Source organism: Citrobacter sp. JGM124, assembly GCF_018257795.1.
Lineage (GTDB): Bacteria > Pseudomonadota > Gammaproteobacteria > Enterobacterales > Enterobacteriaceae > JGM124.
The window spans coordinates 12,327-25,617 of sequence record NZ_JAERJD010000018.1 but is presented as its reverse complement, the minus strand read 5'-3'; the positions used below and the strand labels follow the sequence as shown (position 1 = coordinate 25,617).

Below are 13,291 nucleotides of genomic sequence, written 5' to 3'. Positions count from 1 at the left end.
ATGGACGACGGTCTGCGTTTCGCAATCCGTGAAGGCGGCCGTACTGTAGGCGCGGGTGTTGTTGCTAAAGTTATCGGTTAATCGCTGAATACTTTATGTAATAAGAAAAAGGCATCTTCGGATGCCTTTTTTTATTCAAGTAAAAAATTAATTGTTAGTGAGTATGATTAAATATCAATCATATTTATGACGTGAGGAGCATCTGCTCGTTCACTTGGTAGAAAAACTCACTCCAACCAGCCATGGCCAGATAAGGTCCAAAAGGTAACTGCCTGATTTCTTTTCGCCGAATGATATGCAGCGTGAGAAAGTGTATTATGCCCGCCAGCGAGGCAATGACCAGGATGAAGGGCAGACTGTGCCAGCCATTCCATGCGCCAATTGCCGCAAGTAATTTAAAGTCGCCGTAGCCTAATCCTTCCCTTTTAGTAAACCAAAAAAATACCCAATAGATTAACCATAGTGAAAGATAACCGCTGATCGCGCCATAAATAGCATTATTCACGCTGTCAGGGTGGCACACACTATGAAAAATGACACCAATCCATAGCAATGGCAGCGTTAGCTTATCGGGGAGTAATCCCGTTTTATAGTCACAGATAGCCAACGTGATGGCAAAACTCAAATAGATTAGGGGCGCGAGCAGGCAAATGATGTTCAGTGCATGAATATTTATCATCGGGATATCTCATCCTTGAGAACAGAGATGAAGGCTAACCTGCAGGCCCTGTTCCCCCAAGAATCCCTGTATAGAATGAATTAACCCTGTGCAACAGTACGCAAATAGCCAAATCTGAGCGGTAATAATAACTAAATAGCTGTGTCCGACGAAAATTTAAGCCGGGCGGGTTGCAAGAATATCAAAAACTCGTATAATGCGCGGGCTGTCTTTATAGATAGCAAGTTCGAAATGAACACTGATAGTCGCCAATTGCTTCATCTGGTTACTGTCAAACAATGTCCCCGATTGTGGGACTATGTATGAACGATTACACTCCCCCATCAATCGTAATGGGTGCGAGGAGTAATTTTTTTCGTCTATAAAATAATTGGAGCTCTGGTCTCATGCAGAACCAAAGAATCCGTATCCGCCTTAAAGCGTTTGATCATCGTCTGATCGATCAATCAACTGCGGAAATCGTCGAGACTGCTAAGCGCACTGGTGCGCAAGTCCGTGGTCCGATCCCGCTGCCGACCCGCAAAGAGCGCTTTACCGTTCTGATTTCTCCGCACGTCAACAAAGACGCGCGTGATCAGTACGAAATTCGCACTCACAAGCGTCTGGTTGACATCGTTGAGCCAACCGAGAAAACCGTTGATGCTCTGATGCGTCTGGATCTGGCTGCTGGTGTAGACGTGCAGATCAGCCTGGGTTAATCAGGTCATTGAGCGATTGAGAGGTTGAAACAATGATTGGTTTAGTCGGTAAAAAAGTGGGTATGACCCGTATCTTCACTGAAGATGGTGTTTCTATCCCTGTAACCGTAATTGAAGTAGAAGCAAACCGTGTTACTCAGGTTAAAGACCTGGCTAACGATGGCTATCGCGCTGTTCAGGTCACTACCGGTGCTAAAAAAGCAAACCGTGTAACTAAGCCTGAAGCAGGACATTTTGCTAAAGCTGGCGTTGAAGCTGGCCGTGGTCTGTGGGAATTCCGCCTTGCAGAAGGTGAAGAGTTTACCGTAGGTCAGAGCATTAGCGTTGAGCTGTTTGCTGAAGTGAAAAAAGTAGACGTAACTGGCACCTCTAAAGGTAAAGGTTTCGCAGGTACCGTTAAGCGCTGGAACTTCCGTACCCAGGACGCAACTCACGGTAACTCCTTGTCTCACCGCGTACCGGGTTCTATCGGTCAGAACCAGACTCCGGGCAAAGTGTTCAAAGGCAAGAAAATGGCTGGCCAGCTGGGTAACGAGCGTGTAACCGTTCAGAGCCTGGATGTAGTACGTGTTGACGCTGAGCGCAACCTGCTGCTGGTTAAAGGTGCTGTTCCGGGTGCAACCGGTAGCGACCTGATCGTTAAACCAGCTGTGAAGGCGTAAGGGGATAGCAATGGAATTAGTATTGAAAGACGCGCAAAGCGCGCTGACTGTTTCCGAAACTACCTTCGGTCGTGATTTTAACGAAGCGCTGGTACACCAGGTTGTTGTTGCTTATGCAGCAGGTGCCCGTCAGGGTACGCGTGCTCAGAAGACCCGTGCTGAAATTACCGGTTCCGGTAAAAAGCCATGGCGTCAGAAAGGCACCGGCCGCGCTCGTTCAGGTTCTGCAAAGAGCCCAATCTGGCGTTCTGGTGGTGTGACTTTTGCTGCTCGTCCGCAGGATCACAGTCAAAAAGTTAACAAAAAGATGTACCGCGGCGCGCTGAAAAGCATCCTGTCCGAGCTGGTACGTCAGGATCGTCTGATCGTTGTCGAGCAGTTCTCTGTAGAAGCACCTAAAACTAAGTTGCTGGCTCAGAAACTGAAAGACATGGCTCTGGAAGATGTGCTGATCGTAACCGGTGAACTGGATGAGAATCTGTTCCTGGCCGCACGTAACCTGCATAAGGTTGACGTACGCGATGCAGCAGCTATCGATCCAGTTAGCCTGATCGCCTTCGACAAAGTCGTTATGACTGCGGAAGCAGTTAAGCAAGTTGAGGAGATGCTGGCATGATCCGTGAAGAACGTCTGCTGAAAGTACTGCGTGCACCGCATGTATCTGAAAAAGCGTCTACCGCGATGGAAAAAACCAATACCATCGTACTCAAAGTTGCAAAAGACGCGACTAAAGCAGAGATCGTTGCTGCTGTAGAGAAACTGTTCGAAGTAGAAGTTAAAGGCGTTAACACCCTGGTTGTTAAAGGGAAAGCGAAACGTCACGGACAGCGTATTGGTCGTCGTAGCGACTGGAAAAAAGCTTACGTAACCCTGAAGGAAGGCCAGAATCTGGACTTCGTCGGCGGCGCTGAGTAAGTCGGAGGAGAAAGACAATGGCAGTTGTTAAATGTAAACCGACATCTCCGGGTCGTCGCCACGTAGTTAAAGTGGTTAACCCTGAGCTGCATAAGGGCAAACCTTTTGCTCCTTTGCTGGAAAAAAACAGCAAATCCGGTGGCCGTAACAACAATGGTCGTATCACTACCCGTCATATCGGTGGTGGTCACAAGCAGGCTTACCGTATTGTTGACTTTAAACGCAACAAAGATGGTATCCCGGCAGTTGTTGAACGTCTTGAGTACGATCCGAACCGTTCTGCGAATATCGCACTGGTTCTGTACAAAGACGGCGAACGCCGTTACATCCTGGCCCCTAAAGGCCTGAAAGCTGGCGATCAGATTCAATCTGGCGTTGATGCTGCAATCAAAGCAGGTAACACCCTGCCGATGCGCAATATCCCGGTTGGTTCTACCGTTCATAACGTAGAAATGAAACCTGGTAAAGGCGGTCAGCTGGCACGTTCTGCTGGTACCTATGTGCAGATCGTTGCACGTGATGGTGCTTACGTTACCCTGCGTCTGCGTTCTGGTGAAATGCGTAAAGTCGAAGCTGACTGCCGCGCAACACTGGGCGAAGTCGGCAACGCTGAGCATATGCTGCGCGTTCTGGGTAAAGCAGGTGCATCTCGCTGGCGTGGTATTCGCCCTACCGTTCGCGGTACTGCGATGAACCCAGTCGATCACCCACATGGTGGTGGTGAAGGTCGTAACTTTGGTAAGCACCCTGTTTCACCATGGGGCGTTCAGACCAAAGGTAAGAAGACCCGCAGCAACAAGCGTACTGATAAATTCATCGTACGTCGCCGTAGCAAATAATTTTAGAGGATAAGCCATGCCACGTTCTCTCAAGAAAGGTCCTTTTATTGACCTGCACTTGCTGAAGAAGGTAGAGAAAGCGGTGGAAAGCGGTGACAAGAAGCCCCTGCGCACTTGGTCCCGTCGTTCAACGATCTTTCCAAACATGATCGGTTTGACCATCGCTGTCCATAATGGTCGTCAGCATGTTCCGGTATTTGTTTCCGACGAAATGGTCGGTCACAAGCTGGGTGAATTTGCACCGACCCGTACTTATCGCGGCCACGCGGCTGATAAAAAAGCCAAGAAAAAATAAGTAGGAGGAAGAGATGGAAACTTTAGCTCAACATCGCCACGCTCGTTCTTCTGCTCAGAAGGTTCGCCTTGTGGCTGACCTGATCCGCGGTAAGAAAGTGTCGCAGGCTCTGGACATTTTAACCTACACCAACAAGAAAGCGGCTGTACTGGTTAAGAAGGTCCTGGAATCTGCCATTGCTAACGCTGAACACAACGATGGCGCTGACATCGACGATCTGAAAGTCGCGAAAATTTTCGTTGACGAAGGCCCAAGCATGAAGCGCATTATGCCGCGTGCGAAAGGTCGTGCAGATCGCATCCTGAAGCGCACCAGCCACATTACTGTGGTTGTGTCCGATCGCTGAGACTCTGGAGACTAGCAATGGGTCAGAAAGTACATCCTAATGGTATTCGCCTGGGTATTGTAAAACCATGGAACTCTACCTGGTTTGCGAACACCAAAGAATTCGCTGACAACCTGGACAGCGATTTTAAAGTACGTCAGTACCTGACTAAGGAACTGGCTAAAGCGTCTGTATCACGTATCGTTATCGAACGTCCTGCGAAAAGCATCCGTGTGACAATTCACACTGCTCGCCCAGGTATCGTTATCGGTAAGAAAGGTGAAGACGTAGAAAAACTGCGTAAAGTCGTCGCCGATATCGCTGGCGTACCTGCGCAAATCAATATCGCCGAAGTTCGTAAACCTGAACTGGACGCTAAATTGGTTGCTGACAGCATCACTTCACAGCTGGAACGTCGTGTTATGTTCCGTCGTGCTATGAAGCGTGCTGTACAGAACGCCATGCGTCTGGGCGCTAAAGGGATTAAAGTTGAAGTTAGCGGCCGTCTGGGCGGGGCTGAGATCGCACGTACCGAATGGTACCGTGAAGGTCGCGTGCCATTGCACACTCTGCGTGCTGACATCGATTACAACACCTCTGAAGCGCACACCACTTATGGTGTAATCGGCGTTAAAGTGTGGATCTTCAAAGGTGAGATCCTGGGTGGTATGGCTGCTGTTGAACAACCGGAACCGGCTGCTCAACCTAAAAAGCAGCAGCGTAAAGGCCGTAAGTAAGGAGAGTCGCTGATGTTACAACCAAAGCGTACAAAATTCCGTAAAGTACACAAAGGCCGCAACCGTGGTCTGGCTGTAGGTACGGATGTTAGCTTCGGCACTTTCGGTCTGAAAGCTGTTGGCCGTGGTCGTCTGACTGCCCGTCAGATCGAAGCAGCACGTCGTGCAATGACCCGTGCAGTTAAGCGTCAAGGTAAAATTTGGATCCGTGTATTCCCGGACAAACCAATTACTGAAAAGCCGCTGGAAGTGCGTATGGGTAAAGGTAAAGGTAACGTAGAGTATTGGGTTGCCTTGATTCAGCCAGGTAAAGTCCTGTACGAAATGGACGGTGTATCTGAAGAGCTGGCCCGTGAAGCATTCAAGCTGGCAGCAGCGAAACTGCCGATCAAAACCACCTTTGTAACTAAGACGGTGATGTAATGAAAGCAAAAGAGCTGCGTGAAAAGAGCGTTGAAGAGCTGAACACCGAGCTGCTGAACCTGCTGCGCGAACAGTTCAACCTGCGTATGCAATCTGCAAGTGGCCAGCTGCAACAGACTCACCTGTTAAAACAAGTGCGTCGTGATGTAGCACGTGTTAAGACTTTACTGACTCAGAAGGCGGGTGCGTAATGACCGATAAAATCCGTACTCTGCAAGGTCGTGTTGTCAGCAATAAAATGGAGAAATCCATTGTTGTTGCCATCGAACGTATTGTGAAACACCCGATTTACGGTAAATTCATCAAGCGTACGACCAAACTGCACGTACATGACGAAGCCAACGAATGTGGTATCGGCGACGTGGTTGAAATCCGCGAATGCCGTCCACTGTCCAAGACTAAGTCTTGGTCGCTGGTTCGCGTTGTAGAAAAAGCGGTTCTGTAATAGACTGTCTTTTCTAATCAAATAGACGGCTCAGTAATGAGCCGTTTATTTTTTCTACCCATTTCCTGGAACCGGTGTTATAATGCCGCGCCCTCGTTTATGGGGCTTTTTAACGACCTGATCTCAGGTCCCGAAGTAGTAGATGACATTAGCGGAGCACTGAAATGATCCAAGAACAGACTATGCTGACCGTGGCCGACAACTCCGGCGCGCGTCGCGTAATGTGTATCAAGGTTCTGGGTGGCTCGCACCGTCGCTACGCAGGCGTCGGCGACATCATCAAGATTACCATCAAGGAAGCAATTCCTCGTGGTAAGGTGAAGAAAGGCGATGTTCTGAAAGCGGTAGTTGTGCGCACCAAGAAGGGTGTTCGTCGCCCGGACGGTTCTGTCATTCGCTTCGATGGCAATGCATGCGTTATTTTAAATAATAACAGTGAGCAGCCAATCGGCACGCGTATTTTTGGGCCGGTAACTCGTGAACTACGTAATGAGAAGTTCATGAAAATTATCTCTCTGGCACCAGAAGTACTCTAAGGAGCGAATCATGGCAGCTAAAATCCGTCGTGATGACGAAGTTATCGTGTTAACCGGTAAAGATAAAGGTAAACGCGGTAAAGTTAAGAATGTCCTGTCTTCCGGCAAGGTCATTGTTGAAGGTATCAACCTGGTTAAGAAACATCAGAAGCCTCAACCGGCTCTGAACCAACCAGGCGGCATCGTTGAAAAAGAAGCTGCAATTCAGGTTTCTAACGTTGCTATCTTCAATGCGGCAACCGGCAAGGCTGACCGTGTAGGCTTTAGATTCGAAGAGGGCAAAAAAGTCCGTTTCTTCAAATCTAACAGCGAAACTATCAAGTAATTTGGAGTAGTACGATGGCGAAACTGCATGATTACTACAAAGACGAAGTAGTTAAAAAACTCATGACTGAGTTCAACTACAATTCTGTCATGCAAGTCCCTCGGGTCGAGAAGATCACCCTGAACATGGGTGTTGGTGAAGCGATCGCTGACAAGAAACTGCTGGATAATGCAGCAGCGGATCTGACAGCAATCTCCGGTCAAAAGCCGTTGATCACCAAAGCACGCAAATCAGTTGCAGGCTTCAAAATCCGTCAGGGCTATCCGATCGGCTGTAAAGTGACTCTGCGTGGCGAGCGCATGTGGGAGTTCTTTGAGCGTCTGATCACTATTGCTGTACCACGTATCCGCGATTTCCGTGGTTTGCCTGCGAAATCTTTCGACGGCCGTGGTAACTACAGCATGGGTGTCCGTGAGCAGATCATCTTCCCAGAAATCGATTATGATAAAGTCGATCGCGTTCGTGGTTTGGATATTACCATTACCACTACTGCGAAATCTGATGATGAAGGCCGTGCTCTGCTGGCTGCCTTTAACTTCCCGTTCCGCAAGTAAGGTAGGGTTACTTCATGGCTAAGCAATCAATGAAAGCACGCGAAGTAAAACGCGCGGCTTTGGCTGATAAGTTTTTTGCTAAACGCACTGAACTGAAAGCTATCATTTCTGACGTGAACGCATCCGACGAAGACCGTTGGAACGCTGTTCTTAAGTTGCAAACTCTGCCGCGTGATTCCAGCCCGTCTCGTCAGCGTAACCGCTGCCGCCAGACTGGTCGTCCACATGGTTATGTGGGCAAGTTCGGGTTGAGCCGCATCAAGTTACGTGAAGCCGCCATGCGCGGTGAAGTACCTGGCTTGAAAAAGGCTAGCTGGTAATTGTCACCAATTGAATCACGGGAGTAGAGACAGATGAGCATGCAAGATCCGATCGCGGATATGCTGACCCGTATCCGTAACGGTCAGGCCGCGAACAAAGTTGCGGTCACCATGCCTTCCTCCAAGCTGAAATTGGCAATTGCCAACGTGCTGAAGGAAGAAGGCTATATTGAAGATTTTAAAATTGAAGGCGACACTAAGCCTGAACTGGAACTGACTCTTAAGTATTTCCAGGGCAAGGCTGTGGTAGAGAGCATTCAGCGTGTAAGCCGCCCAGGTCTGCGCATCTATAAGAAAAAAGATGAGCTGCCAAAAGTTATGGCTGGTTTAGGTATTGCTGTCGTTTCTACCTCTAAAGGTGTTATGACTGATCGTGCAGCGCGCCAGGCTGGTCTTGGTGGCGAAATTATCTGCTACGTAGCCTAATTGGAGGAATTAAATGTCTCGTGTTGCTAAAGCACCGGTCGTTATTCCTGCAGGCGTAGAGGTAAAACTCAACGGTCAGGTTATTTCGATCAAAGGTAAAAACGGCGAGCTGACTCGTACTATCAACGATGCTGTTGTTGTTACACACGCTGAAAATGCACTGACTTTCGCTCCACGCGAAGGTTTTGCAAACGCGTGGGCCCAGGCGGGTACCACTCGTGCGTTGTTGAACTCAATGGTTATCGGTGTTACCGAAGGCTTCTCTAAGAAGTTACAGCTGGTTGGTGTAGGTTATCGTGCAGCAGTTAAAGGCGATGCAGTGAGTTTGGCCCTGGGCTTCTCTCATCCTGTTGAGCATAAGCTGCCTGCCGGGGTTACTGCTGAATGTCCGACCCAGACTGAAATCGTGCTGAAAGGCGCTGATAAACAGTCTGTCGGTCAGGTTGCAGCTGACCTGCGTGCCTACCGTCGTCCTGAGCCATATAAAGGCAAGGGTGTTCGTTACGCCGACGAAGTCGTGCGTACCAAAGAGGCTAAGAAGAAGTAAGGTAACACTATGGATAAGAAATCTGCTCGTATCCGTCGTGCGACCCGCGCACGTCGCAAGCTCAAAGAACTGGGTGCGACTCGTCTGGTGGTACATCGTACCCCGCGTCATATTTACGCACAGGTCATCGCACCAAACGGTTCTGAAGTTCTGGTAGCTGCATCTACTGCAGAAAAAGCTATCGCTGAGCAACTGAAGTATACAGGAAACAAAGACGCTGCTACCGCTGTAGGTAAAGCTGTAGCTGAGCGCGCACTGGAAAAAGGCATCACTGTTGTTGCTTTTGACCGTGCTGGTTTCCAATATCATGGTCGTGTCCAGGCACTGGCAGATGCTGCCCGTGATGCTGGCCTTCAGTTCTAAGGTAGAGGTGTAAGATGTCTCACATCGAAAAACAAGCTGGCGAACTGCAGGAAAAGCTGATCGCGGTAAATCGCGTATCTAAAACCGTTAAAGGCGGTCGTATCTTCTCCTTCACTGCTCTGACAGTGGTTGGTGATGGTAACGGTCGTATCGGTTTTGGTTACGGAAAAGCGCGTGAAGTTCCAGCAGCTATCCAGAAAGCGATGGAAAAAGCCCGTCGCAACATGATTAATGTCGCGCTGAATAGCGGTACCCTGCAACACCCTGTTAAAGGTGTGCATACAGGTTCTCGCGTATTCATGCAGCCTGCTTCCGAAGGTACCGGTATCATCGCCGGTGGTGCAATGCGCGCCGTTCTGGAAGTAGCTGGTGTTCATAACGTTTTGGCTAAAGCATACGGTTCTACTAACCCGATTAACGTGGTTCGTGCAACTATTGATGGCCTGGCGAATATGAAATCACCAGAAATGGTCGCTGCCAAGCGTGGTAAATCCGTTGAAGAAATTCGGGGGTAATGACCATGGCAAAGACTATTAAAATTACTCAAACCCGCAGTGCAATCGGTCGTCTGCCGAAACATAAGGCAACGCTGCTTGGCCTGGGTCTGCGTCGTATTGGTCACACCGTAGAGCGCGAGGATACTCCTGCTGTACGTGGTATGGTCAACGCGGTTTCCTACATGGTTAAAGTTGAGGAGTAAGAGATGCGTTTAAATACTCTGTCTCCAGCCGAAGGGTCTAAGCACGCTTCCAAGCGTCTGGGTCGTGGTATCGGTTCTGGCCTCGGTAAAACCGGTGGTCGTGGTCACAAAGGTCAGAACTCACGTTCTGGTGGTGGCGTACGTCGCGGTTTTGAAGGCGGTCAGATGCCATTGTACCGTCGTCTGCCGAAATTTGGTTTCACCTCTCGCAAAGCAATGGTTACTGCAGAGATTCGTCTCTCTGACCTGGCGAAAGTTGAAGGCGACGTAGTTGACCTGAACACGTTGAAAGCAGCTAACATTATCGGTATTCAGATTGAGTTCGCGAAAGTGATCCTGTCTGGTGAGGTAGCTCGTCCGGTAACTATTAGCGGCCTGCGTGTCACTAAAGGCGCTCGTGCTGCTATCGAAGCTGCTGGCGGTAAAATCGAGGAATAAGTAGCAGATGGCGAAACAACCGGGATCAGATTTTCAAAGTGCTAAGGGTGGCCTTGGTGAGCTGAAACGCAGACTGCTGTTTGTTATCGGCGCGCTGATAGTTTTCCGAATTGGCTCTTTTATTCCAATCCCTGGTATTGATGCCACTGTACTTGCCAAACTGCTTGAGCAACAGCGAGGCACCATCATTGAAATGTTTAACATGTTCTCTGGTGGTGCTCTCAGCCGTGCTTCTATCTTTGCCCTGGGTATCATGCCGTATATTTCGGCATCGATTATTATCCAGCTGCTAACTGTGGTTCACCCCGCATTAGCAGAGATTAAGAAAGAAGGGGAGGCTGGCCGTCGTAAGATAAGCCAGTACACCCGTTACGGCACTCTGGTGCTGGCTATATTCCAGTCTATCGGTATCGCTACCGGTTTGCCGAATATGCCTGGTATGCAGGGCCTGGTAATTAATCCGGGCTTTGCATTCTATTTCACCGCTGTTGTCAGTCTGGTCACCGGGACAATGTTCCTGATGTGGCTAGGTGAACAGATTACTGAACGTGGTATCGGTAACGGTATCTCAATCATAATCTTTGCAGGTATTGTTGCGGGTCTGCCGCCGGCCATTGGCCATACCATCGAGCAAGCAAGGCAAGGTGAGCTGCACTTCCTCCTGTTGCTGTTGGTTGCAGTATTAGTATTTGCAGTGACCTTCTTCGTTGTTTTTGTTGAACGTGGTCAGCGCCGTATTGTGGTGAACTACGCTAAACGTCAACAAGGTCGTCGTGTCTATGCTGCGCAGAGCACACATTTGCCGCTGAAAGTGAACATGGCCGGGGTAATTCCTGCTATCTTCGCCTCCAGTATTATTCTGTTCCCTGCTACATTAGCTTCATGGTTTGGGGATGGAACAGGTTGGGGTTGGCTGACAACAATTTCACTTTCTTTGTCGCCTGGGCAACCGCTTTATGTGTTACTCTATGCGTCTGCAATCATCTTCTTCTGTTTCTTCTATACGGCGCTAGTATTTAACCCGAGAGAAACAGCAGATAACCTGAAGAAGTCCGGTGCATTTGTACCAGGCATTCGTCCGGGAGAGCAAACGGCGAAGTATATAGATAAAGTGATGACACGCCTGACACTGATTGGTGCGATGTATATTACCTTTATCTGCCTAATCCCGGAGTTCATGCGTGACGCAATGAACGTGCCGTTCTACTTCGGTGGGACCTCACTGTTAATCGTTGTTGTTGTTATAATGGACTTTATGGCTCAAGTGCAAACTCTGATGATGTCAAGTCAGTATGAGTCTGCATTGAAGAAAGCGAACCTGAAAGGCTACGGCCGTTAATCGTCGCTTGAGAAGTTACGGAGAGTAAAAATGAAAGTTCGTGCTTCCGTCAAGAAATTATGTCGTAACTGCAAAATTGTTAAGCGCGATGGCGTTATTCGCGTGATTTGCAGTGCCGAACCGAAGCATAAACAGCGTCAAGGCTGATTATCTCGCATATTTTTCTTGCAAAGTTGGGTTGAGCTGGCTAGATTAGCCAGCCAATCTTTTGTATGTCTATGCGTTTCCATTTGAGTATCCTGAAAACGGGCTTTTCAGAGTGGGGCGCATAATCAAATTGTAGGAGTGCATAGTGGCCCGTATAGCAGGCATTAACATTCCTGATCAAAAACATGCTGTAATCGCGTTAACCGCGATCTACGGTATCGGCAAGACCCGTTCCAAAGCCATTTGTGCTGCGGCGGGAATCGCTGAAGATGTTAAGATCAGAGAGCTGTCTGAAGAACAAATCGACACGCTGCGTGACGAAGTTGCCAAATTTGTCGTTGAAGGTGATCTGCGCCGTGAAGTGAGTATGAGCATCAAGCGTCTGATGGACCTTGGTTGCTATCGCGGTTTGCGTCATCGTCGTGGTCTACCAGTTCGCGGTCAGCGTACTAAGACCAACGCACGTACCCGTAAGGGTCCGCGCAAACCGATCAAGAAATAATCGGGGTGATTGAATAATGGCAAAGGCACCAATTCGTGCACGTAAACGTGTAAGAAAAACAGTCTCTGACGGCGTGGCTCATGTCCATGCTTCTTTCAACAACACCATCGTGACTATTACCGATCGTCAGGGTAACGCGTTGGGTTGGGCAACTGCCGGTGGTTCCGGTTTCCGTGGTTCGCGTAAATCCACTCCGTTTGCAGCTCAGGTTGCAGCAGAGCGTTGCGCAGAAGCCGTAAAAGACTACGGTATCAAGAACCTGGAAGTTATGGTTAAGGGTCCGGGTCCAGGTCGCGAATCAACTATTCGTGCACTGAACGCCGCTGGTTTCCGCATCACGAACATTACTGATGTGACTCCGATCCCTCACAACGGTTGTCGTCCACCGAAAAAACGTCGCGTTTAATACGTTCGTTTTTAGGATTGTTGGAGAAAGAAAATGGCAAGATATTTGGGTCCTAAGCTCAAGCTTAGCCGTCGCGAGGGTACAGACTTATTCCTTAAGTCTGGCGTTCGTGCGATAGATACCAAGTGTAAGATTGAACAAGCTCCTGGTCAGCATGGTGCGCGTAAACCGCGTCTGTCTGACTATGGTGTGCAGTTGCGTGAAAAGCAAAAAGTTCGCCGTATCTATGGTGTTCTGGAGCGTCAGTTCCGTAACTATTATAAAGAAGCGGCTCGTCTGAAAGGCAACACTGGTGAAAACCTGTTGGCTTTGCTGGAAGGTCGTTTAGATAACGTAGTTTATCGTATGGGCTTTGGTGCTACGCGTGCGGAATCCCGCCAGCTAGTTAGCCATAAAGCTGTTATGGTAAATGGTCGCGTTGTTAACATCGCTTCTTATCAGGTAACTCCGAATGACGTAGTCAGCATCCGTGAGAAAGCCAAGAAGCAATCTCGCGTTAAGGCCGCTCTGGAGTTGGCTGAACAGCGTGAAAAGCCAACCTGGCTGGAAGTTGATGCAACTAAGATGGAAGGTGTGTTCAAGCGTGAGCCTGAGCGTACTGATCTGTCTGCGGACATTAACGAACACCTGATCGTCGAGCTTTACTCCAAGTAAAGCTTAGTACCAAAGA

At 49.0% G+C, this 13,291-nt stretch carries 28 protein-coding genes; 27 read left to right on the top strand and 1 reads right to left on the bottom strand.

Going from position 1 to position 13,291, the window contains the following annotated elements:
- Positions 1-81, top strand: an 81-nt coding sequence (locus JK154_RS17295) for a hypothetical protein (RefSeq protein ID WP_211993893.1), incomplete at its 5' end; no start/stop codon positions are given.
- A 103-nt stretch (positions 82-184) separates the two neighbouring features.
- On the opposite strand, the gene JK154_RS17290 is transcribed toward JK154_RS17295, so the two are convergent.
- The gene (locus JK154_RS17290; protein ID WP_211993965.1) at positions 185-679 is read right to left on the bottom strand and encodes an A24 family peptidase; all 495 of its coding nucleotides are present in this window, start codon (positions 677-679) and stop codon (positions 185-187) included.
- 386 nt (positions 680-1,065) lie between these two features.
- Between JK154_RS17290 and rpsJ the strand changes: the two genes are divergently transcribed.
- The 26 genes from rpsJ (at position 1,066) to rpsD (ending at position 13,275) form a co-directional block, all read left to right on the top strand.
- Complete coding sequence (gene rpsJ / locus JK154_RS17285; protein WP_001181005.1) at positions 1,066-1,377, top strand: 30S ribosomal protein S10; 312 nt, start codon at positions 1,066-1,068, stop codon at positions 1,375-1,377.
- Between the two features lie 32 nt (positions 1,378-1,409).
- Positions 1,410-2,039: a 50S ribosomal protein L3 gene (gene rplC / locus JK154_RS17280; RefSeq protein ID WP_042326256.1), complete on the top strand. Its 630-nt coding sequence runs from the start codon at positions 1,410-1,412 to the stop codon at positions 2,037-2,039.
- Between the two features lie 10 nt (positions 2,040-2,049).
- A complete protein-coding gene (gene rplD, locus JK154_RS17275) occupies positions 2,050-2,655 on the top strand; it encodes a 50S ribosomal protein L4 (protein ID WP_211993964.1) in 606 nt (201 codons plus the stop codon).
- Complete coding sequence (gene rplW / locus JK154_RS17270; protein ID WP_211993963.1) at positions 2,652-2,954, top strand: 50S ribosomal protein L23; 303 nt, start codon at positions 2,652-2,654, stop codon at positions 2,952-2,954. Before rplD ends, rplW begins: the two co-directional genes overlap by 4 nt.
- Before the next feature lie 17 nt (positions 2,955-2,971).
- A complete protein-coding gene (gene rplB / locus JK154_RS17265) occupies positions 2,972-3,793 on the top strand; it encodes a 50S ribosomal protein L2 (protein WP_211993961.1) in 822 nt (273 codons plus the stop codon).
- 16 nt (positions 3,794-3,809) lie between these two features.
- A complete protein-coding gene (rpsS, locus tag JK154_RS17260; RefSeq protein ID WP_001138115.1) occupies positions 3,810-4,088 on the top strand; it encodes a 30S ribosomal protein S19 in 279 nt (92 codons plus the stop codon).
- Positions 4,089-4,101: 13 nt separating this feature from the next.
- Positions 4,102-4,434: a 50S ribosomal protein L22 gene (rplV, locus tag JK154_RS17255; protein WP_002919773.1), complete on the top strand. Its 333-nt coding sequence runs from the start codon at positions 4,102-4,104 to the stop codon at positions 4,432-4,434.
- Positions 4,435-4,451: 17 nt separating this feature from the next.
- The gene (rpsC, locus tag JK154_RS17250) at positions 4,452-5,150 is read left to right on the top strand and encodes a 30S ribosomal protein S3 (protein WP_006817277.1); all 699 of its coding nucleotides are present in this window, start codon (positions 4,452-4,454) and stop codon (positions 5,148-5,150) included.
- Between the two features lie 12 nt (positions 5,151-5,162).
- Positions 5,163-5,573, top strand: a complete 411-nt coding sequence (gene rplP / locus JK154_RS17245; protein ID WP_211993960.1) for a 50S ribosomal protein L16 — start codon at positions 5,163-5,165, stop codon at positions 5,571-5,573.
- Positions 5,573-5,764, top strand: coding sequence for a 50S ribosomal protein L29 (rpmC, locus tag JK154_RS17240; RefSeq protein WP_211993959.1), 192 nt, complete (start codon positions 5,573-5,575; stop codon positions 5,762-5,764). Before rplP ends, rpmC begins: the two co-directional genes overlap by 1 nt.
- Entirely contained in the window at positions 5,764-6,018 is a 255-nt protein-coding gene (gene rpsQ, locus JK154_RS17235; RefSeq protein WP_211993958.1) for a 30S ribosomal protein S17, read from the top strand. Before rpmC ends, rpsQ begins: the two co-directional genes overlap by 1 nt.
- A gap of 164 nt (positions 6,019-6,182) precedes the next feature.
- On the top strand, positions 6,183-6,554 hold the full coding sequence (gene rplN / locus JK154_RS17230) for a 50S ribosomal protein L14 (protein WP_008457164.1): 372 nt from the start codon (positions 6,183-6,185) through the stop codon (positions 6,552-6,554).
- Positions 6,555-6,564: 10 nt separating this feature from the next.
- A complete protein-coding gene (gene rplX, locus JK154_RS17225; protein ID WP_211993957.1) occupies positions 6,565-6,879 on the top strand; it encodes a 50S ribosomal protein L24 in 315 nt (104 codons plus the stop codon).
- A 14-nt stretch (positions 6,880-6,893) separates the two neighbouring features.
- On the top strand, positions 6,894-7,433 hold the full coding sequence (gene rplE / locus JK154_RS17220) for a 50S ribosomal protein L5 (protein ID WP_211993956.1): 540 nt from the start codon (positions 6,894-6,896) through the stop codon (positions 7,431-7,433).
- A 14-nt stretch (positions 7,434-7,447) separates the two neighbouring features.
- Positions 7,448-7,753 (top strand): 30S ribosomal protein S14, encoded by a 306-nt coding sequence (gene rpsN / locus JK154_RS17215; RefSeq protein WP_211993955.1) that lies wholly within the window; start codon positions 7,448-7,450, stop codon positions 7,751-7,753.
- Positions 7,754-7,786: 33 nt separating this feature from the next.
- Entirely contained in the window at positions 7,787-8,179 is a 393-nt protein-coding gene (gene rpsH, locus JK154_RS17210) for a 30S ribosomal protein S8 (protein ID WP_211993953.1), read from the top strand.
- 13 nt (positions 8,180-8,192) lie between these two features.
- Positions 8,193-8,726: a 50S ribosomal protein L6 gene (gene rplF / locus JK154_RS17205; RefSeq protein ID WP_211993952.1), complete on the top strand. Its 534-nt coding sequence runs from the start codon at positions 8,193-8,195 to the stop codon at positions 8,724-8,726.
- A gap of 9 nt (positions 8,727-8,735) precedes the next feature.
- Complete coding sequence (gene rplR, locus JK154_RS17200; RefSeq protein WP_211993950.1) at positions 8,736-9,089, top strand: 50S ribosomal protein L18; 354 nt, start codon at positions 8,736-8,738, stop codon at positions 9,087-9,089.
- Positions 9,090-9,103: 14 nt separating this feature from the next.
- Complete coding sequence (gene rpsE, locus JK154_RS17195; RefSeq protein WP_211993949.1) at positions 9,104-9,604, top strand: 30S ribosomal protein S5; 501 nt, start codon at positions 9,104-9,106, stop codon at positions 9,602-9,604.
- A 5-nt stretch (positions 9,605-9,609) separates the two neighbouring features.
- Positions 9,610-9,789: a 50S ribosomal protein L30 gene (gene rpmD / locus JK154_RS17190; RefSeq protein ID WP_004846568.1), complete on the top strand. Its 180-nt coding sequence runs from the start codon at positions 9,610-9,612 to the stop codon at positions 9,787-9,789.
- 3 nt (positions 9,790-9,792) lie between these two features.
- Positions 9,793-10,227, top strand: a complete 435-nt coding sequence (gene rplO, locus JK154_RS17185) for a 50S ribosomal protein L15 (protein WP_211993947.1) — start codon at positions 9,793-9,795, stop codon at positions 10,225-10,227.
- A gap of 7 nt (positions 10,228-10,234) precedes the next feature.
- Positions 10,235-11,566, top strand: a complete 1,332-nt coding sequence (secY, locus tag JK154_RS17180) for a preprotein translocase subunit SecY (protein ID WP_211993945.1) — start codon at positions 10,235-10,237, stop codon at positions 11,564-11,566.
- Positions 11,567-11,596: 30 nt separating this feature from the next.
- Complete coding sequence (gene rpmJ, locus JK154_RS17175; protein ID WP_000868187.1) at positions 11,597-11,713, top strand: 50S ribosomal protein L36; 117 nt, start codon at positions 11,597-11,599, stop codon at positions 11,711-11,713.
- A 145-nt stretch (positions 11,714-11,858) separates the two neighbouring features.
- Positions 11,859-12,215: a 30S ribosomal protein S13 gene (gene rpsM, locus JK154_RS17170; RefSeq protein ID WP_211993943.1), complete on the top strand. Its 357-nt coding sequence runs from the start codon at positions 11,859-11,861 to the stop codon at positions 12,213-12,215.
- Positions 12,216-12,231: 16 nt separating this feature from the next.
- A complete protein-coding gene (gene rpsK / locus JK154_RS17165) occupies positions 12,232-12,621 on the top strand; it encodes a 30S ribosomal protein S11 (protein WP_211993941.1) in 390 nt (129 codons plus the stop codon).
- A gap of 33 nt (positions 12,622-12,654) precedes the next feature.
- Positions 12,655-13,275, top strand: coding sequence for a 30S ribosomal protein S4 (rpsD, locus tag JK154_RS17160; protein ID WP_211993939.1), 621 nt, complete (start codon positions 12,655-12,657; stop codon positions 13,273-13,275).
- Positions 13,276-13,291: the final 16 nt, after the last annotated feature.